The following is a 19,294-nucleotide window of genomic DNA, read 5'->3' as shown; positions in this document are numbered from 1 at the left end:
TACTACTTAAACAGGTGTATTTTCTTCAAATCAGATCTGATTCAAGGCGGGAGGGAATGCTTGCAACTCCAGACCGATCCCGCGCCCGCAAGTGAGCAATCTAATCATTCGGCATTAACAAGTCCGCAAGTGAGTAATCTTTCGACTTCTCAAACAGTTATTGACCAGCACGAAAGGCGACAACTTCCGACATAGATAATGTTTTACAAACTTCCGGCATTGAAAGATGCCAAGCCTGCCGGCGCGCGATTATGAGAAGAACACGATCATTCCCCCGGCGATGCGATACATCTTCTTATTTCACGTCATAACTACCGGCACTAGAAAGATGCCACAATTGCCGGCGCGCGATTGCAAAAAGAACGCGTTCATTCCCCCCGGCGATGCGGTAAATTTTTTAGTTATTTCAAATCAAATCTGATTCAAGGCGGGAGGGAATGCTTGTAACTCCAGACAGATCCCGCGCCCGCAAATGAGCGATCTAATCATTCGGCATTAACAAGTCCGCAAGTGAGCAATCTTTCGACTTCTCAAGCGACTATTCATCGGCACAGAAGGCGACAACTTCCGACATAGATAATGTTTTACAAACTTCCGGCATTGAAAGATGCCAAATCTGCCGGCGCGTGATTGCAAAAAGAACGCGTTCATTCCCCCCGGCGATGCGAATAATTTTCTTAGTTTGAAATATAAAAAGGGCTCGATTTTGATCGAACCCTTTAGGCTTATCTATATTATGAATAATGATTCATAAGAGTGATTAGAGTGCTTCAATCTTCACTAACTGTTGCTTTAATTCTGCTAGCTGATTTTCTGCATCACTCAATTTCACTCGCTCACCTTCAACCACTTTTGCCGGTGCTTTATCGGTAAATCCAGGATTTGCCAATTTTGCGGTTAAGGCTTTAATAATCGGTTCGATTTTACCAATCTCACGATTAAGGCGCGCAAGCTCTTGCTCTTTATCAATCAAACCGGCAAGTGGAATTAAGAGACGCATTTTGCCGATCACCATTACCGCAGATTCCGGTGCTGTACCCTTTACTTTTGTAAAGTTTTCAAGGCGGCCCATCCGTTGTAAGAATGGCATATTTTGCTCAATACGGGCAAGATCTTCGCTTGAGGCATTTTCATAAAGCACAGCAAGTGGTTTTCCAGGGGAAATATTCATCTCACCACGAATCCGGCGAACAGCTAATAATACTTCTTGTAACCACTCAACTTCCGCTTCAAGTGCTGTATCTCGCGCATCAACGGCAGGGAATTCTGTGACAGAGATGCTCACTGCTGTCTTAAAGCTCGGCGCGATTTCGATCAATTTCTGCCAAATCTCTTCAGTGATATAAGGCATAAATGGATGAAGCGCTTTGAGGATCGCATCTAAGACAAAGAGCAGATTGTAACGTGTTGCTGCTTTCTCTTCTTCTGAATACTCACCATTGAGAATCGGCTTCGTGAGCTCTAAATACCAGTCACAGAACTCATGCCAGGTGAAATCGTAGAGCGCTTGGGTTGCAAGGTCAAAACGATAGCTTTCAATGTGACGATTCACTTCAGTTAGCATATAGCTCAAACGGGAATTGATCCAACGATCAATATGAGAGAGCTTCGCAGGATTTTCTTGAACTTCTTTTCCTTCTGCATTCATAAAGACAAACTTCGATGCATTCCAGATTTTGTTACAGAAGTTCGAATAGCCCTCAATTCGACCTACATCGAAGATAATATCCCGACCATTGGTGGCAAGTGCAGTAAAGGTAAAGCGTAGTGCATCAGTACCAAAGGCACGAATCCCATCAGGGAAGTGGCGACGTGTATCTGCTTCAATGCGCGGTGCCATTTGCGGTTGCATCAAGCCTGTGGTGCGTTTTGCAACGAGAGATTCAAGATCAATACCATCAATTAAGTCGATAGGATCGAGTACATTCCCTTTAGATTTACTCATTTTCTGACCATCTTGGTCACGCACTAAACCATGGAAGTAGACCTCTTTAAAGGGGATCTCTTTCATAAAGTGCAGACCGAACATAATCATTCGTGCTACCCAGAAGAAGATAATATCAAAGCCGGTTACAAGGACAGAGGTAGGGTAGAAGGTTTTCAACTCATCTGTCTGATCAGGCCAGCCGAGTGTTGAGAACGGCCAAAGGGCAGAGGAGAACCAAGTATCTAACACATCTTCATCTTGACGAAGTGCTATATCGGCACCTAGATTATATTCCCGGCGTACTGCTTCCTCATTCTCAGCGACATAGAAATTTCCGTCTTCATCATACCAAGCCGGAATGCGATGTCCCCACCAGAGTTGACGAGAGATACACCAATCTTGAATGTTGTTCATCCATTCAAAATAGGTATTTTCCCAGTTTTGAGGGATAAATTTAATATCTTTGTTCTTAACTGCTTCAATTGCAGGTTTTGCCAATGTTTTCGCATCCACAAACCATTGATCTGTCAGATAAGGCTCAACGATCTGATTGGTTCGATCACAACGGGGAATCATTAAAGTATGCGGTTCGATCTTCTCTAAAAGACCTGCTTTCTCGAAGTCTGCCACGATCTGTTTACGAGCATCAAAGCGATCAAGACCACGATAGGCTGCCGGCATCTCATCATTGATTTTTGCTTCATCGGTGAAGACGTTAATCATCGGTAGATTATGACGTTTACCCATCTCATAGTCATTAAAATCATGGGCAGGGGTAATTTTTACACAACCCGTTCCAAATTCAGGATCGACATAATCATCGGCGATAATAGGAATTTGACGATCACAAAATGGCAGATCAATCATTTTGCCAATATATTGGGCATAGCGCTCATCTTCAGGATGAACCGCTACCGCTGTATCTCCTAGCATGGTTTCAGGGCGCGTTGTTGCAACGACTAGATATTCATCTGTGCCGGCAATCGGATAACGAAGATGCCACATTGAGCTTGATTCTTCTTTCGATTCCACTTCGATATCAGAAACAGCGGTTTTGAGAATCGGATCCCAGTTAACAAGGCGTTTGCCGCGATAGATTAAGCCCTCTTTATAGAGTGATACGAAGACTTTTTGTACAGCTTTTGAGAGCCCTTCATCCATCGTAAAGCGCTCACGCGACCAATCGGCACTCGCGCCCATTCGGCGAAGCTGTTGAGTAATGTTACCACCAGATTCCGCTTTCCATTCCCAAATACGCTCAACGAAAGCCTCACGACCTAAGTCATGGCGCGTTTGACCGTTGGCATTGAGTTGACGCTCTACGACCATTTGTGTGGCAATACCGGCGTGATCCGTTCCTGGTTGCCAGAGGGTGTTTTTTCCTTGCATACGATTATAACGAATCAAAAGATCCATAATCGTATCTTGGAACGCATGTCCCATGTGTAGGCTACCGGTGATATTCGGTGGCGGAATGACAATACAGTAAGCGGGTTTACTTGTATCGCCACTGGGCTTAAAAAGGTTATTCTCTTCCCAAAACTGGTACCATTTTTTTTCTATCTGATCTGGTTGATAACTCTGTTTCATCTATTCATCCAAGGTTAGTGTGATCTCTATTGTGAAGTTATTAATATGCGAATGGCAATATATAATATGACTGTAAAAGCAGGGCAATCAACATCAAGTAAGAAAGCCCGGCAGGAAAACAATAGAGAGAATGCTCAATCGGTGTTAGGAACTCATTGGCAAATACTCGCCAATAAACCCTACAAAATTGCTAAAAGTATAGCATATTTCCAAGCACAATCGCTTGCCTATTGATTGGGAAGTTTTAAGAATCGCGCGCCGGCAATTGTGGTATCTTTCAATGCCGAGAGCTTGTAAAGCCTTATCTATGCCGGAAGTTGTCGCCTTTTGTGTCGGTCAATAACTGTTTGAGAAGTCGAGAGATCGCTCCTTTGCGGGCGCTCAATTTCTCTGGTTACGCAATGGTTCTATCCCGCACTGGATTAGATTCTGTTTGGAATGATTAAACATTCTCTCCCACCGGGAATCAGGTCTTATTTGAAATTCAAGACGAAAAAAAACTAGCCCGAAAGCTAGTTTTTGCTGAGACCGGTTAATCTTAAAAGATTATTTTAAGCGGGCTTCAGTGTAAAGAACGTGTTTACGAACAACTGGATCGTATTTTTTGAACTCTAACTTTTCAGTTGTTGTACGTTTGTTCTTAGTGGTCGTATAGAAATGACCTGTACCTGCTGAAGATACTAATTTTACTTTTTCTCTCATGACCTACTCCTTAGATTTTTTCGCCCTTAGCGCGAAGATCTGCTAAAACGGCATCGATTCCCTTTTTGTCAATGGTACGAAGACCAGCAGGAGAGATACGAAGTGATACGAAACGGTTTTCGCTCTCAACCCAAAGACGATGAACCTGAAGGTTTGGGAGGAAACGACGACGTGTTCTATTGTTTGCGTGGGAAACGTTGTTACCAGTCATTGGCCCTTTCCCAGTTACTTGACATACTTTACTCATGATTAATAACCCTGATCTTAATTGTAATATTAACCCCGGCCGCCAGCTAAAAAATTTCATGTGCGGACTGAACCCACGAATTATAGTGGAAAGTTCTCCCTATTGCAATAATTTGAAGCTCTTTTTACGAATAGATATCGGGATTAAGTAAATTTTGCGCCTTTTCGACGAACAAGTCGGAAAGTATACCACTTTTTCGTAAAAATTCTAGTTGTTGTTGCATTGTTTGCATGCCATCACCGCTTCCTGTTTGAATTATATTGGGAATTTGCGCAATCTGATTTTCTCGAATAAGGTTGGCAACAGCAGTCGTTCGGATTAAAACTTCAAAAAGCGCAAAGCGTTTTGCTTCTATCGTCAATAGTTGTTGAGAGATCACTGCGACCAAACTTTCTGAGAGTTGTTGGCGAATTTCCAGAGATTGATCAAGCGGGTAGTAGCTCAAAAGACGATCGATACTTTTAGCGGCGCTATTGGTATGAAGTGTCGCAAAAACAAGATGACCCGTTTCCGCTGCCTGCAACGCTAACTGAACCGATTCTCGATCACGAAGCTCCCCAATGAGGAGAATATCGGGATCAGCTCGAAGCGCATCTTTGAGTGCTTTGTGAAATGCACCGGTATGACGATGAAGTTCCCGCTGTTCGATTAAGGATTGTCCTTGCGGGTAGATAAATTCAATGGGATCTTCAAGGGTAATAATATGCTTCGCTTGCTGCTCATTAATGGTTTCGATCATCGAGGCTAAAGTGGTTGATTTTCCGGAGCCTGTCGCGCCGGTAATCAGAATCAATCCCTGTTTTTGATGAAGAAGGGATTGGAAGATAGGCGGCGCATGAATGGCTTCTAACGAGGGAATATTTGCTTTAATCAGTCTGAAAATAGCGGTTAATCCTGCATGATTATAGAAATAGTGGCCTCGAATACGAAGTTGCTCACCATTGGCAAGTAGGAGAGAATCCCCGAAATCAAGAGAGCCTTGCTTTTTGAGCTGCTGTTTCTCTTGCTCTGTACACTTTGCTAATAACCATTGAAAGAGCGTCGTTTGCGAAGGTAATATTTCAGGAATGTCGTCACTTATTAGGGGTTTAAGTTCCCCTAAATAGCGAATATAGGGCGCTCTTCGAGGTGTAAGATGCAGATCAGAAGCGCCAGCCATATCAGCCGCAATTAGCAGTTGCTCAAGAGGCGAATAAGGATGATCGGCAGTGACTTGACAATAATCCATTTCTTATCTCCTACGATTAATAATGGATAGAAAGGTTTTATGATCTAAGTATAGTTAGCCGATGATAATATGGGGAAAGAGGCCAAACTTGCCGGCGCACGATTGTAGGAAGAACGGGATCATTCGCCCCGGCGATGCGGTAAATCCTCTTATTCGTTCCAAATAAAAGCTAATACAGTGCGGGATAGAACCATTGTGTAACCAGAGAAATTGAGCGCCCGCAAATGAGCGATCTAATCACTCTGCATTAACAAATCCACAATTGAACAATTTATCAACTTCTCAAACGGTTATTCTCGGCATTGAAAGATGCCACAACTGCCGGCGCGGGATTGTTGAAAGAACGGGATCATTCGGCCCGGCGATGCGATAAATCCTCTTATTCGTTCCAAATAAAAGCTAATCCAGTGCGGGATAGAACCATTGCGTAACCAGAGAAATTGAGCGCCCGCAAATGAGCGATCTAATCACTCTGCATTGAAAGATGCCACAACTGCCGGCGCGGGATTGTAGGAAGAACGGGATCATTCGCTCCGGCGATGCGATAAATCCTCTTATTTCAGCGCAAAAGAGCGCTAAACCTGCCGGCGCACGATTGTTGAAAGAACGGGATCATTCGACCCGGCGATGCAATAAATCCTCTTATTCATTCCAAATAAAAGCTAATCCAGTGCGGGATAGAACCATTGTGTAACCAGAGAAATTGAGCGCCCGCAAATGAGCGATCTAATCACTCTGCATTGAAAGATGCCACAACTGCCGGCGCACGATTGTTGAAAGAACGAGATCATTCGCTCCGGCGATGCGATAAATCCTCTTATTCATTCCAAATAAAATCTCATCCAGTGCGGGATAGAACCATTGTGTAACCAGAGAAATTGAGCGCCCGCAGAAGAGCAATCTCTCGACTTCTCAAACGGTTATTCTCGGCATTGAAAGATGCCAAAACTGCCGGCGCACTATTGTTGGAAGAACGAGATCATTCGCCCCGGCGATGCGATAAATCGTAAAAAAAGAGCGCTATTGTCATAACGCTCTTTTTGAGTAACCACTCTCGAGAAATAAGCCTTATTTTAATTCTGCTTTCATTTTTTGAATAATATCTTGATAGCTTAAATGGCTGTTAAAGATCGCGCTGCCGGCGACAAATGTATCAGCTCCTGCGGCAGCAATCTCTTTGATGTTGTGCTCGTTGACACCGCCATCAATCTCAAGGCGAATAGGGCGACCGAGTGCTTCACTCTTCTCATCGATGATGGCTCTTAATGCTTTAAGTTTATCAAGGCTTGAAAGAATGAATTTCTGTCCACCAAATCCTGGGTTGACACTCATGACTAATACCATATCGAGATATTCCCACGCATGATCTAATACTGAGATCGGTGTTGCAGGATTGAGCACTAAACCCGCTTTGCAACCTAATGATTTAATGAGCTGTAATGAACGGTCAACGTGCAGAGATGCTTCTGGGTGAAAGGTAATGTAAGTTGCACCTGCTTTGGCAAAGGCTTCGATCATTCGATCAACAGGGGAAACCATTAGATGAACATCAATGGGTGCTGTAATGCCATAGTCTCTGAGCGCTTTACAGATCATAGGACCAAAAGTGAGATTTTCCACATAGTGATTATCCATGACATCAAAATGGATAATATCAGCACCACCTGCGATGACTGCATCCACTTCTTCACCTAATTTGGCAAAGTTCGCAGAGAGAATAGAAGGTGCTATTGCATAAGGTTGTTTCATGGTTATTGATCCTTAATCAAGTTTAGTTAAAACACGATCCATAGCGGCAATGGTCTCATCTAGATCTTCATAAGTATGAGCGCTTGAAAGGAATCCCGCTTCAAAAGCACTAGGTGCAAGGTAGATTCCCTCATCGAGTAAACCATGATAGAACTTTTGGAAGAAGTCGATATCAGAGCGAGTAGCATCGCTAAATGTCTTCACTTCGCCCTCAGTAAAGAAGAGCCCAAACATTCCGCAAACGTGATTAGTCGAGAGTGGACGATTGTGTTTAGCAAAAACGTCTGTAATGCCTTTGATCAGGTAATCTGTTTTAGCGCTCAGATCTTCATAGAAACCCTCTTTAGAGATCAGTTCTAGCGTTTTAATGCCGGCAGCCATCGCTACAGGATTGCCGGATAATGTTCCCGCTTGATAGACCGCACCATTTGGCGAGAGATGATCCATAATCGCTTTTTTACCGCCAAAAGCGCCCACAGGCATTCCGCCGCCGATCACTTTTCCAAAGGTTGAGAGATCGGGTGTGACGCCATATAACCCTTGGGCAGAGTATTTACCGACTCGAAAACCCGTCATCACTTCATCGATAATAAAGACAGCGCCATGTTGATCACAGCATTCACGAATCGTTTCAAGGAAGCCAGGTTGAGGAGGAATACAATTCATATTACCGGCAATAGGTTCTACGATCACGCAAGCAATCTCATCGCCATACTCGGCAAATACCGCCTTAACAGCTTCAGGATTATTATATTCAATCACAATGGTATGTTGTGTTAAATCTGCAGGCACGCCAGGAGAAGAGGGCTCGCCAAAAGTGAGAAGCCCTGATCCTGCTTTTACAAGTAGAGAATCAGAGTGGCCATGGTAGCATCCTTCAAATTTAACGATTTTATCGCGCCCGGTATAACCACGAGCAAGGCGAATAGCGCTCATTGTCGCTTCTGTCCCGGAGCTGACCATGCGAACTTGATCCATTGAGGGCACAAGTTCTAGAACACGTTTGGCGAGCTCAGTTTCTGAAACGGTAGGTGCACCGAATGAGAGTCCATTTTTAGCTGTTTCTACAACGGTTTCAATCACTTCAGGATGAGCATGACCGACAATCATCGGTCCCCAAGAACCCACATAGTCGATATATCGCTTGCCGGCTTCATCATAAACATAGGCACCTTCCCCTTTTTTGAAGAATACAGGCGCGCCGCCGACCTGTTTAAAAGCACGAACAGGGGAGTTAACACCGCCGGGAATATATTTCTGTGCTTCTTGATATAATGCGTCAAATTGACTCATAAATGGATCCTTTATTCTGTTTTAGTTTGAATAAACATTGCAATAAAATTGAAATAAACAACGATAAATAGTGATATCTCTTATTATGGAACTAAATCTCTATTTGTTCAACCGAGAGAAATTCACTACAATAGCGTCTAACAATTAATTGAAGGAAAGTTCATAAATGATGATCAATGAAGTAAAAGATAAATTGATGGAAGCACTCGATGAAGTGAAAGCCATTAATCCTGTAGCATTTGATGTAGAAGGACTCGTAAGTTACGCTGATTGGGTTGTGATCGCGTCGGCCACTTCAAATCCACATCTGAAAGCGATGGTGCGTAAATCTGAAGAAGCAATGCTCAAAGCCGGCATCAAACCGATCGGTATTGAAGGAAATAATGGTTCATCTGAATGGATTTTGATCGACTTTGGCGATATCGTCTTGCATCTCTTTACAGAAGAGAAGCGTGATTTTTATAACCTTGAAAAACTCTTTGTGCGCGCAGACTAAGCCTCTGATGCTGCATTAAATAATTAAATGTTTATTAAGTCAAAGCGATGATAGGCGTAAAAAGAGATAAGAGGTTCGTGCGTTAAATTATGGTGATCTATCTAATTGCTGTAGGTAGCAATATGCCCCAATGGGTCAAAATGGGCTATGAAGAGTATGCCGGGCGTTTGCGTGCGGATGTAACGCTTAAGCTTATTGAGATTCCGGCATTGCCCCGTAAGAAAAATGCGGATGTAAAACGTATCCTCAAAGAAGAGGGGGAAAAGTTACAAAAAGCGATTCCAAAAGGCGCAATGGTTGTCGGGCTTGATGTGATTGGTCAGGCGGTTACCACGCCGCAATTGAGTGAAAAGATGGCTAGTTGGATGTTATCGGGCCGAGATATTGCGCTCTTAATCGGTGGACCTGAAGGGTTCTCGCCGGAGATCAAATCACTCTTTGAACAATCATTGTCGCTCTCTAAATTAACACTTCCTCATCCAATGGTACGGGTATTAGTGGCAGAGCAGCTCTTCCGCGCTTGGAGTATTTTGAATAATCATCCTTATCATCGTGAATAGATCTGATCAATGCAATGATTTATAAAAGAGTCATGTTATTTATAGTAATATCGGTTCAAAATAAGCATTATTTAAATGCCGGCGCATCGGTTGTAAGAGACAAGGATGCTGTTCTATCCGGCATCTTGCAAGTGTTGGTCCGTCAGGTTTTTTCTTCTTTTAAACCTCCTCAATAGCTGTTTAAAACCATTTTTCTTAAACCAAATTGACTCTACTAGAAGATCGTGTTGTATCGTGCAGCACGATTTTTTTATCGCTTCTATTTTTGCAATCAAGAATACCTAATGCTCTGCCGTTTAAAAGTGTCAATTTTTGTATAGGTAAATCGGTTCAGAATAGGCCGATCTGAATGCCGGCGCATCAGTTGTAAGAAGTGAGGAAGCGGTTCTATCCGGCATCTTGCAAGTGTTGGTACGTCAGGTTTTATCTTCTTTTAAACCCCCTCAATAGCTGTTTAGAAGTGTAAATTTTTGTATAATTTGTGCGTAATAATTTATACTCATCGAAATGATATAGATCAGTTATCACTAGAATTAAAATTTAAATTAAAACTTAAACTAAAAATTACAAGAGTAGAAAGAGGACTTATGAAAAAGATCTATCGAATGACTTGTCTCTCGCTTCTAACGTTATTGCCGATGATAGCGAGTGCGGATGAAGGGGAGAAAGTCTATACCAAAGGGGGTGAAAACCCGATGGCAATCGCCTGTATGACCTGTCATGGTATGCAAGGTGAGGGAATGGCAGTTGCCGGTTATCCGAATATTGCAGGTAAGTCAGCGGGATATCTTGCTAAGCAATTACAAGATTTCCAAACAGGTGAACGTAGTCATCCTGTGATGGATAGCATTGCCAAAAACTTAAAGCCAGAAGAGATTGAATCGGTATCTCTCTATATGCAAAATTTGCCAACGCCGGAGATTGTTGAAATTACGCGTGCATCGGTGCCTACAGACTTGGGAAGTCAATTGGCACTTCGAGGTGATTGGAGTCGTCATATTCCTGAGTGTATTACCTGTCATGGTCCAAGCGGTGTAGGGGTTGGGGAAGCATTCCCGAAACTAGCAGGGCAAAGTGAGCTCTATATTATCAATCAGATGAATGCTTGGAAAAATGGTACACGCCACAACGATCAAGCGGATTTGATGGGGCATATTGCTCGTAATTTGACAGATGAAGAGATTCAAGCAGTCGCGGCGTATTTTGCCAATATGCCGACAGTAGAGCAAGCGGGGAAATAGTTATGAGAGATGAGATGACAAACGGAATGAAAAAGATTGCCAAAGTAACGACTTCAATCATGGCAACTTCGCTCTTCGCATCGGGTTTAATAGTCTCGGGTTTGATGGCTTCAGTGGCGATGGCACAAGAGAATGCGACACCGGAGATCGCAGCAGAGAAGATAGCAGAGAAGAGTGTTGATAATGTGGTAGCGATGGATGATCAATCACAATTGCCACAAGCCCCGAAAATTAAAGCCGGTGCTGAATATCACCAGCCACCAAGTGAAAGCGAAATCCCGGATAATGCCTTTGGTGAGATGGTTCGTAAAGGACAAGCGATCTTTGTGGATACCAAGCGTGAAGTGCCGGAATATGTCGGTAATGGTATGACGTGTGCTAATTGTCACATGGATCAAGGAAAGATGCCTAATGCCGCACCGCTTTGGGCTGCTTATGTGATGTATCCTGCTTATCGTAGTAAGAATAATAAGGTCAATACTTATGCGGAGCGGATTCAAGGGTGTTTCCAATTTAGTATGAATGGTACTGCACCAGCCGCAGATAGTGAGGCTATGACAGCACTCATTACCTACTCTTATTGGTTGGCGAAAAATGCCCCTACAGGCGTATCATTGCCAGGACGAGGTTATCCTGAGGTTCCTAAACCTACAGATGGATATAGCATTGAGCGCGGTGAAATTGTCTATAAAGAGAATTGTGCACTTTGTCATGGCGCCGATGGTTTAGGCCAGAAAGTAGGCGATAACTATGTATTTCCACCTTTATGGGGGCAAGATTCTTATAACTGGGGTGCAGGTATGCATCGAATCAATACGGCTGCCGATTTTATTAAAGCGAATATGCCATTAGGAAAAGGGAATACCTTAACGGATCAAGAAGCTTGGGATGTTGCTGCTTTTATGAATAGCCATGAGCGCCCACAAGATCCTCGTTTAATCGAGGGGTCTGTTGAGAAAACGCGGGAAAAATATCATGCCAATGATGGTGTGAATCTTTACGGTGTTGAGGTCAATGGCGTGATTCTCGGTCAAGGAACGAATTAACGTCTAACAGATAATCATATTGCACCGAATCAGTCGATAATAGTCGAGAAGCCCGATGATGAATCGGGCTTTTTTATTGCTGATTACTCGGAGAATAGAAATATCAATGGGTAGTAAAATGGGTAGAAAGATTCGTTGAAAATAAGCCTCATTTAAATACCGGCGCATCGGTTGTCATCAGTGAGAAAGCCATTCTACCCGGCATCTTGTAAGTGTTGATTAGTCTAGTTTTATATTTTCTTAAATTACATTCACTATCATTCAATATTAATCTACTTTTGTCTGTTACCTGTATATTTTTTGTAGTAAGCCCTCATATTATGATCATTATTTTGTTATAATTGCCTGATAATAAAGATAACGATCGTTAACAATCGGTTGAATGCTGATTGAAACAGATCTCTGTGGACAAAAGTAGATAGTATAAATCTCAGTAAGGTAGGGGGCATTATGCCAAGTTATATTGCAGAATTAATCGGAACCGCTGTCATGATTCTCTTTGGTGGCGGTGTAGTGGCAAACGTGGTACTCAATCGCTCAAAAGCATCTGGCGGTGGTTGGATTGTGATTATTATGGGTTGGGGATTTGCGGTGATGTTAGCGGTATTTGCAGTCGGGAAATATAGTGGTGGTCACTTTAATCCGGCGGTGACACTAGGCTTGGCGATTACGGGTAAATTTCCTTGGGCGCATGTACCCGGCTATTTTCTCTTTCAGTTGTTAGGGGCAATGCTTGGATCATACCTAGTTTGGCTTCATTTTAAACCCCATTTTGCCGTCACAGAGAATGCCATAGCAAAGCGAGATATCTTCTGTACGACACCGGCGATTGAGAGTTATCCTCATAATCTCGTATCAGAAATTATCGGGACGGCAATTCTCATGTTTGCCATTCTTTTTATCGGAATCAATGAATTTACAGGAGGGCTACAACCTGTTGTGGTAGGGTTTCTTATTATGGCAATCGGTTTAAGCCTTGGCGGTACAACGGGTTATGCCATTAATCCTGTACGTGATTTAGGCCCGCGTATTATGCATGCTCTCTTGCCGATTCCAGGAAAAATAGACTCTAATTGGTCTTACGCTTTTGTGCCAGTCTTAGGGCCTATTGTGGGAACTATTTTAGGGGCTTCATTATATGGTTTACTCTACCGAGAGGGTGCCGATAATAGCATGGGAATTTTTGAGGCGCTTGTATGGCTTTTAATGGGCATTGGCGGTACTTATTATGGTATTCGTTATGCCGGTAAGAAGCAGGCAATAAAGCACAAAATTGAAGAGAGTCCAGATCAATATTAAAGGTTTGGTATCCTGATTTTTACTTAGTTTTGCGCGTTTTTTGCGGGAAATAGATTTGAAGAATCAATATTAGAAAAATTAACACTAGAAAAATCCATGTTAGAGATTCATCTCAATGGTAATGAAATCGTCTTAAAGTAGACTTAAAGTAGTTATGCCATTGTTATGAGTGAGTAATGTTAGTTTGTAGTTATTAGGGTTTATAAGATTCATAAGGAGTCAATATGCAGCAATATGTAATGGCCATCGATCAGGGGACGACAAGTACTCGAGCGATTATTTTTGATAAAGCGGGGAATATTAAAGGTAGTTCACAGCGAGAGTTTCGCCAAATTTTCCCGCAGCCGGGTTGGGTGGAGCATGACCCTACTGAAATTTGGGCTTCCGTTTTATCGGTCATGACAGAAGTATTGGCAGAGAATAGTATTAGCCCTAAAGAGATTGCTACAATCGGGATTACCAATCAGCGAGAAACAACGGTTGTTTGGGATAAAACCACAGGGTTACCGATCTACAATGCGCTTGTATGGCAATCAAGACAGACAGAAAAGATCTGTGATCAACTCCGTCAAGCAGGGCATGAAGCAACCTTTAAAAATAAAACAGGTCTACTCATTGATCCTTACTTCTCAGGCACAAAAGTTGCTTGGATTTTAGATCGCGTTGAAGGGGCGAGAAGTCGGGCGGAAAAGGGTGAGTTGCTCTTTGGCACAATCGATAGCTGGTTGATTTGGAAATTGACGGGTGGAGCGGTGCATGTGACCGATTATTCCAATGCTAGCCGAACATTGATGTATAACATTTATGATTTAAAGTGGGATGAGGAATTACTCTCTATCTTAAATATTCCTGCAAAAATGTTACCGAAAGTCTGCTCTTCATCCGAGGTTTATGGCATTACATCACCACAACATTTCTTCGGTGAAGAGATTACTATTTCAGGCGCAGCCGGGGATCAGCAAGCGGCACTCTTTGGGCAAGCTTGTTTTAAAGAGGGAATGGCGAAGAATACCTACGGAACCGGTTGCTTTATGTTGATGAATACCGGTGAAAAGCAAGTACGATCTGATAGCGGTTTATTAACAACCCTCGCTTGGGGAATTGATGGTAAGGTGCAATATGCTTTAGAAGGCTCCATTTTTGTAGCGGGATCGGCAGTACAGTGGTTACGTGATGGTCTGCGGATGTTCCAACATGCCAAAATGTCGGAAGATTATGCGAAGCGAGTAGAATCGACTAATGGCGTGTATGTCGTTCCGGCCTTTGTTGGTCTAGGAACACCTTACTGGGATCCTGATGCGCGGGGTGCGATCTTTGGAATTACTCGGGGAACTGAAAAAGAGCACTTTATTCGGGCTACATTAGAATCGATCGCTTATCAAGCAACTGATGTGCTTCATGCAATGCAGAAAGATTCTGGGCTTGAGTTGAGTTCTTTGAGAGTCGATGGTGGGGCTTCTTTGAATAATTTCCTAATGCAATTTCAGAGTGATATCTTGGGGGTTGAAGTGGATCGTCCGAAGATTAGTGAAACAACGGCATTAGGGGCAGCCTATCTTGCTGGACTTGCCGTTGGCTATTGGTCTTCTATTGAAGAGATTGATCAAATTTGGAGACTAGATCAACAATATCAACCAGAGATGGATGAGCAGACACGCAATAAGCTCTATCATGGTTGGCAATGTGCGATTAAAGCCACACAACTTTTCAAGCCTGAGGCGAATGAAGCTTAAATGAAGCTTTTTTCTAACCTTAGTTTTATTTAAAAAGAGAGTACTTTGGGGAGAAGGAGTACTCTTAAAGGAGTCAAAATATGAACTTTTCAGCTTTACATCGACAAGAGATGATTCAGACACTTGCCGAAACGGCCTATGATGTTGTCGTTGTGGGCGGTGGGATTACTGGTGCGGGGATCGCCTTAGATGCAGCAAAACGGGGGATGAAGGTTGCCTTGGTTGAGATGCAGGACTTTGCGGCCGGTACGAGTAGTCGTTCAACAAAGCTTATTCATGGTGGGCTGCGCTACTTAAAGCAGTTACAAATTTCAGTGGTCATGCATTCAGGGCGGGAACGGGCAGTGGTATATGAAAATGGACCCCATGTGACAACGCCGGAGTGGATGTTATTGCCGATGCATAAAGGCGGGACTTTTGGGCCTTTTTCAACTTCGATTGGCTTAATGGTGTATGACTTTTTAGCGGGAGTGAAGAAATCAGAACGCCGTACAATGCTTAATCGTGAGCAAACTATTGCGAAAGTACCGCTTGTGAAGCAAGACGGGTTACTGGGCGGCGGTTACTATGTGGAGTATCGTACAGATGATGCGCGTTTAACCATTGAAGTGATGAAGCGCGCAGTGGAATTTGGAGCAACGGTACTCAATTATGCGAAAGCGACAGCCTTTCTTTATGATGAGAATAATCAGGTGAATGGGATTGCTGTAGAAGATCTGACCACAGGCAAAACCTTTGAGATTCAAGCGAAGAAAGTGATTAACGCAACGGGTCCTTGGGTGGATGAGATGCGTCAAAAAGATAAGGCGAAGCTCAATAATAAACATCTTCGCCTCACAAAAGGGATTCATCTTGTGGTAGATCAATCCCATTTTCCTTTAGAGCAAGCTGTCTATTTTGATACCGAAAAAGATAAACGCATGATCTTTGCGGTTCCAAGAGATGGAAAGACCTACATTGGTACGACCGATACGGTGTATGAAGCGGATAAAGCACATCCTGTCGCAACAGCTGAGGATCGGGATTATCTTATCGATGCGGTGAACTATATGTTCCCAACGGTTCACCTCACTAAAGAGCATATTGAATCCTCGTGGGCCGGTATTCGTCCGCTGATTTGGGAAGAGGGGAAAGATCCTTCAGAGATCTCTCGTAAAGATGAGATCTGGGAATCTGAAACAGGTCTTTTGACAATCGCAGGGGGTAAATTAACCGGCTATCGTCATATGGCGGAAGAGATTGTGGATCGTTTAGCGGAAGTGTTAAAGCGGGATTATAATCTCTCATTTGATCCTTGTGCTACAAAACATCAACCGATCTCGGGGGGAGATATGGGCGGCTCAAGTGCATTCCCCAGCTTTATTGCAGCTCAGGTAGAGAAGGGGAAAGCGGCCGGATTGACGGAAGCAGAGAGCCATTTCTTAGCGCGTTACTATGGTACAAACTCTGATATTCTCTTTACCCATTTCAGTGAGAATCCGATAGAAGATCAGCCTGAATTATCTCGTTTAACAGCACTTCGCCTCTGGTATGCGCTTAATTATGAGAATGTACTCTATCCTGATGATTTCTTAATTCGCCGTACTGGAATGCTCTTTTTCAATATTGAAGGTTTATTAGCGGAGAAAGATGCCGTCATTGCAGAGATGGCTAAATTCTTCAATTGGGATGATGCGATGTTAGTCAAAATGGCAGAACGTATGGCCTTAGCGATTGCAGATGCCGCTAATTTTCCGGAGAAAGCAAGCCTTAATGCTTAATTAAATAGCAGTCAATTAAGCTCATGTAGATCAGCGTATGAAAAAAGAGCTATTTGCATAGTGATGATGAATAGTAAGACCTGTTCAAAATCAGCTTATTCAAATGCCGGCGCATCAGCTTATCGAGGCAAGGAAGTCGTTCTCTCCGGCATCTTGCAAGTGTTGTTTTGCAAGAAGTTTTACAAGCACTATTAAATGCCGGCGCATCAGCTGATTGAAGCAAGGAAGCTGTTCTATCCGGCATCTTGCAAGTGTTGTTTTGCAAGAAGTTTTGCAAGCACTATTGTCATACGGATTATTTGAATCAAACGATACAATCGTTATAAAAAAACCGACCCTGAGGGTCGGTTTTTTATCTCTTTGAGTATTACTCAACAGGGTATCTGCACTTATAACGATTACCCTTTGTAGCGACTTAATACTAAGGCCGAGTTTGTACCCCCAAAGCCAAAGCCATTGTTGAGGATATGATCGAGTTTTGCATCATCAATACGTTTACGCACAATGGGGAAGTCCGCTAATGCCGGATCTACTTCATCAATATGAGCGCTTTCTGTGATGAAATTATTTTGCATCATCAATAAACTGTAAATCGTTTCATTTACACCGGCAGCACCAAGCGCATGACCTGTGAGTGATTTCGTTGAGCTGATATGTGGCACTTTATCGCCAAATACACGGCCAATCGCTAATAATTCAGGTGTATCACCTGCAGGTGTTGAAGTACCATGCGTGTTGATATAATCGATTTCGCCCTTGACATTTTCAAGCGCCATACGCATACAACGTTCAGCGCCTTCACCACTGGGGGCAACCATATCATAACCATCAGATGTTGCACCGTAGCCGGTGATCTCTGCATAGATTTTTGCACCACGTTTAAGCGCATGTTCTAACTCTTCGACCACAACGATACCGCCGCCGCCAGAGATCACAAAACCATCCCGATCTTTATCGTAAGCGCGTGAAGCGACTTCAGGGCGATCATTATATTTTGAAGAGAGTGCGCCCATCGCATCGAACATGGCACTCATATAAGGATGAAGCTCTTCACCACCGCCGGCAAAGACCATATCTTGTTTACCGAGTTGGATCTGCTCATAAGCATTACCAATACAGTGAATAGAAGTTGCACAAGCGGAGCTGATTGAGTAGTTTACCCCTTTAATTTTAAAAGGGGTCGCTAAACAGGCAGAAACAGTTGAACCCATCGTACGCGTAACCATATAAGGACCGATACGTTTAGTGGCGCCATTTTTGCGAAGAATGTCGATACTATCAATCTGATTCTTGGTAGAAGCGCCGCCAGAACCGACGATTAAGCCAGTGCGAGGATTTGAGACTTCCTCTTCAGAGAGACCTGCATCTTCAATCGCTTGTTTCATTGCTATATAAGCATACGCCGCAGCATCTGCCATAAAGCGAAAATGTTTACGGTCAATATGCGCCGCAAGATCAATATTAAGAGCGCCATGAACTTGAGAGCGAAAGCCTAAGTCTGCCATCTCTTGAGAGAATTTGATTCCAGATTGCGTATTGAGGAGTGATTGTAAGACCTCATCTTTATTGTTGCCGATGCTCGACACAATACCAAGGCCTGTAATAACAACACGTTTCATCAAAAAAATTCCTCCTGAAATTAAAAATTGTCTGTTTGTGTGAAGAGGCCAACTTTTAGATCTTCACCTACATAGATCTCTTTGCCATCAACTTCCATTGTAGCGTCGGCAATTCCCATGGTTAGAGATCTTAAAATAACACGCTTCATATGGATGTTGTAGGTGATTTTTTTAGCGGTCGGTAAGACTTGGCCTGTAAATTTTACTTGTCCTGCGCCTAGAGCACGACCGCGACCTTTGCCGCCCATCCAGCCAAGATAGAATCCCACAAGCTGCCACATCGCATCAAGACCTAAGCAACCCGGCATTACGCTATCGCCAATAAAGTGACATGGGAAGAACCAGAGATCAGGGTTTAGATCGAGTTCTGCTGTGATTGAACCTTTGCCATATTTCCCACCTTTTTCGGTGATAGAGACGATGCGGTCAATCATGAGCATGGGTGGCATTGGGAGCTGTGCATTACCTTCACCAAAAAGATTGCCTTTTGCACACTCAATGAGTTCTTCATATGTAAAACTTGATTGGGTTGTAATTCTTGACACGTTTAATTGATCCTATGAAATGAGATAAATTGGTTATCTTCTATCTGTTTTTGATTTATCGTTCGCAATGGGTTTGATTATTGCTATTTGTCCGATATTAATTATAAGTGTAAAACGAAAAAGAAAATAATTTTTAATCTGAGATTATACCGAAAAAAAAGTAAAAGGACTATAACACTCTATCGTACGCTATTCATAATTTGCTCTAGATCGTCTCTTGAGGTTGTCTTTTATATCTTCGCTTGAGATGGGAAAGAGT

Annotated in this window: 15 protein-coding genes; 7 read left to right on the top strand and 8 right to left on the bottom strand. The window is 43.1% G+C overall.

The window, feature by feature from the left end:
• Positions 1 to 760: 760 nt before the first annotated feature.
• From DC083_RS01090 to hemL, 6 genes are all read right to left on the bottom strand, one after another.
• Entirely contained in the window at positions 761 to 3,517 is a 2,757-nt protein-coding gene (locus tag DC083_RS01090) for a valine--tRNA ligase (RefSeq protein WP_109188441.1), read from the bottom strand.
• 546 nt (positions 3,518 to 4,063) lie between these two features.
• The gene (rpmG, locus tag DC083_RS01080) at positions 4,064 to 4,219 is read right to left on the bottom strand and encodes a 50S ribosomal protein L33 (protein WP_026879695.1); all 156 of its coding nucleotides are present in this window, start codon (positions 4,217 to 4,219) and stop codon (positions 4,064 to 4,066) included.
• 10 nt (positions 4,220 to 4,229) lie between these two features.
• On the bottom strand, positions 4,230 to 4,466 hold the full coding sequence (gene rpmB, locus DC083_RS01075; protein ID WP_026879696.1) for a 50S ribosomal protein L28: 237 nt from the start codon (positions 4,464 to 4,466) through the stop codon (positions 4,230 to 4,232).
• Positions 4,467 to 4,590: 124 nt separating this feature from the next.
• Positions 4,591 to 5,694, bottom strand: coding sequence for a type IV pilus twitching motility protein PilT (locus tag DC083_RS01070; protein ID WP_109188439.1), 1,104 nt, complete (start codon positions 5,692 to 5,694; stop codon positions 4,591 to 4,593).
• 1,068 nt (positions 5,695 to 6,762) lie between these two features.
• Positions 6,763 to 7,443 carry a ribulose-phosphate 3-epimerase gene (gene rpe, locus DC083_RS01065; protein WP_109188438.1) on the bottom strand — a complete coding sequence of 227 codons (681 nt, stop codon included), beginning with the start codon at positions 7,441 to 7,443 and terminating at the stop codon, positions 6,763 to 6,765.
• Between the two features lie 12 nt (positions 7,444 to 7,455).
• The gene (gene hemL / locus DC083_RS01060) at positions 7,456 to 8,736 is read right to left on the bottom strand and encodes a glutamate-1-semialdehyde 2,1-aminomutase (RefSeq protein ID WP_109188437.1); all 1,281 of its coding nucleotides are present in this window, start codon (positions 8,734 to 8,736) and stop codon (positions 7,456 to 7,458) included.
• Between the two features lie 166 nt (positions 8,737 to 8,902).
• Here hemL and rsfS point away from each other — a divergent pair, with 166 nt between their 5' ends.
• The 7 genes from rsfS to DC083_RS01025 all read left to right on the top strand — a co-directional run bounded on the left by rsfS (position 8,903) and on the right by DC083_RS01025 (position 16,871).
• Positions 8,903 to 9,232, top strand: a complete 330-nt coding sequence (gene rsfS, locus DC083_RS01055) for a ribosome silencing factor (protein WP_026879699.1) — start codon at positions 8,903 to 8,905, stop codon at positions 9,230 to 9,232.
• 89 nt (positions 9,233 to 9,321) lie between these two features.
• Positions 9,322 to 9,792: a 23S rRNA (pseudouridine(1915)-N(3))-methyltransferase RlmH gene (gene rlmH, locus DC083_RS01050; RefSeq protein WP_109188436.1), complete on the top strand. Its 471-nt coding sequence runs from the start codon at positions 9,322 to 9,324 to the stop codon at positions 9,790 to 9,792.
• Positions 9,793 to 10,379: 587 nt separating this feature from the next.
• Entirely contained in the window at positions 10,380 to 11,033 is a 654-nt protein-coding gene (locus DC083_RS01045; RefSeq protein ID WP_109188435.1) for a c-type cytochrome, read from the top strand.
• Between the two features lie 194 nt (positions 11,034 to 11,227).
• On the top strand, positions 11,228 to 12,079 hold the full coding sequence (locus DC083_RS01040) for a c-type cytochrome (protein WP_229822271.1): 852 nt from the start codon (positions 11,228 to 11,230) through the stop codon (positions 12,077 to 12,079).
• 450 nt (positions 12,080 to 12,529) lie between these two features.
• The gene (locus DC083_RS01035; RefSeq protein ID WP_109188434.1) at positions 12,530 to 13,378 is read left to right on the top strand and encodes an MIP/aquaporin family protein; all 849 of its coding nucleotides are present in this window, start codon (positions 12,530 to 12,532) and stop codon (positions 13,376 to 13,378) included.
• A gap of 224 nt (positions 13,379 to 13,602) precedes the next feature.
• Positions 13,603 to 15,111 (top strand): glycerol kinase GlpK, encoded by a 1,509-nt coding sequence (glpK, locus tag DC083_RS01030; RefSeq protein WP_109188433.1) that lies wholly within the window; start codon positions 13,603 to 13,605, stop codon positions 15,109 to 15,111.
• Between the two features lie 80 nt (positions 15,112 to 15,191).
• Positions 15,192 to 16,871 (top strand): glycerol-3-phosphate dehydrogenase/oxidase, encoded by a 1,680-nt coding sequence (locus tag DC083_RS01025; RefSeq protein WP_109188432.1) that lies wholly within the window; start codon positions 15,192 to 15,194, stop codon positions 16,869 to 16,871.
• 398 nt (positions 16,872 to 17,269) lie between these two features.
• Here the strand turns inward: DC083_RS01025 and fabB are convergent, their stop codons facing one another.
• Both fabB and fabA read right to left on the bottom strand, forming a co-directional pair.
• Positions 17,270 to 18,490 (bottom strand): beta-ketoacyl-ACP synthase I, encoded by a 1,221-nt coding sequence (fabB, locus tag DC083_RS01020; RefSeq protein WP_109188431.1) that lies wholly within the window; start codon positions 18,488 to 18,490, stop codon positions 17,270 to 17,272.
• Between the two features lie 20 nt (positions 18,491 to 18,510).
• Positions 18,511 to 19,026 (bottom strand): 3-hydroxyacyl-[acyl-carrier-protein] dehydratase FabA, encoded by a 516-nt coding sequence (gene fabA / locus DC083_RS01015; protein ID WP_109188736.1) that lies wholly within the window; start codon positions 19,024 to 19,026, stop codon positions 18,511 to 18,513.
• Positions 19,027 to 19,294 lie beyond the last annotated feature (268 nt).

The sequence above is a fragment of the Ignatzschineria ureiclastica genome, from assembly GCF_003121845.1.
GTDB lineage: Bacteria > Pseudomonadota > Gammaproteobacteria > Cardiobacteriales > Wohlfahrtiimonadaceae > Ignatzschineria > Ignatzschineria ureiclastica.
This window is presented reverse-complemented; position numbering and strand designations above follow the sequence as displayed.

Coding starts and splice junctions, on each gene's coding strand:
- DC083_RS01090 (WP_109188441.1), bottom strand. CDS start 3,517: ATGAAACAGAGTTATCAACCAGATCAGATAGAAAAAAAATGGTACCAG.
- rpe (WP_109188438.1), bottom strand. CDS start 7,443: ATGAAACAACCTTATGCAATAGCACCTTCTATTCTCTCTGCGAACTTT.
- DC083_RS01035 (WP_109188434.1), top strand. CDS start 12,530: ATGCCAAGTTATATTGCAGAATTAATCGGAACCGCTGTCATGATTCTC.
- fabB (WP_109188431.1), bottom strand. CDS start 18,490: ATGAAACGTGTTGTTATTACAGGCCTTGGTATTGTGTCGAGCATCGGC.
- DC083_RS01040 (WP_229822271.1), top strand. CDS start 11,228: ATGGATGATCAATCACAATTGCCACAAGCCCCGAAAATTAAAGCCGGT.
- rsfS (WP_026879699.1), top strand. CDS start 8,903: ATGATGATCAATGAAGTAAAAGATAAATTGATGGAAGCACTCGATGAA.
- hemL (WP_109188437.1), bottom strand. CDS start 8,736: ATGAGTCAATTTGACGCATTATATCAAGAAGCACAGAAATATATTCCC.
- rpmB (WP_026879696.1), bottom strand. CDS start 4,466: ATGAGTAAAGTATGTCAAGTAACTGGGAAAGGGCCAATGACTGGTAAC.
- rlmH (WP_109188436.1), top strand. CDS start 9,322: ATGGTGATCTATCTAATTGCTGTAGGTAGCAATATGCCCCAATGGGTC.
- rpmG (WP_026879695.1), bottom strand. CDS start 4,219: ATGAGAGAAAAAGTAAAATTAGTATCTTCAGCAGGTACAGGTCATTTC.
- DC083_RS01025 (WP_109188432.1), top strand. CDS start 15,192: ATGAACTTTTCAGCTTTACATCGACAAGAGATGATTCAGACACTTGCC.
- glpK (WP_109188433.1), top strand. CDS start 13,603: ATGCAGCAATATGTAATGGCCATCGATCAGGGGACGACAAGTACTCGA.
- DC083_RS01070 (WP_109188439.1), bottom strand. CDS start 5,694: ATGGATTATTGTCAAGTCACTGCCGATCATCCTTATTCGCCTCTTGAG.
- DC083_RS01045 (WP_109188435.1), top strand. CDS start 10,380: ATGAAAAAGATCTATCGAATGACTTGTCTCTCGCTTCTAACGTTATTG.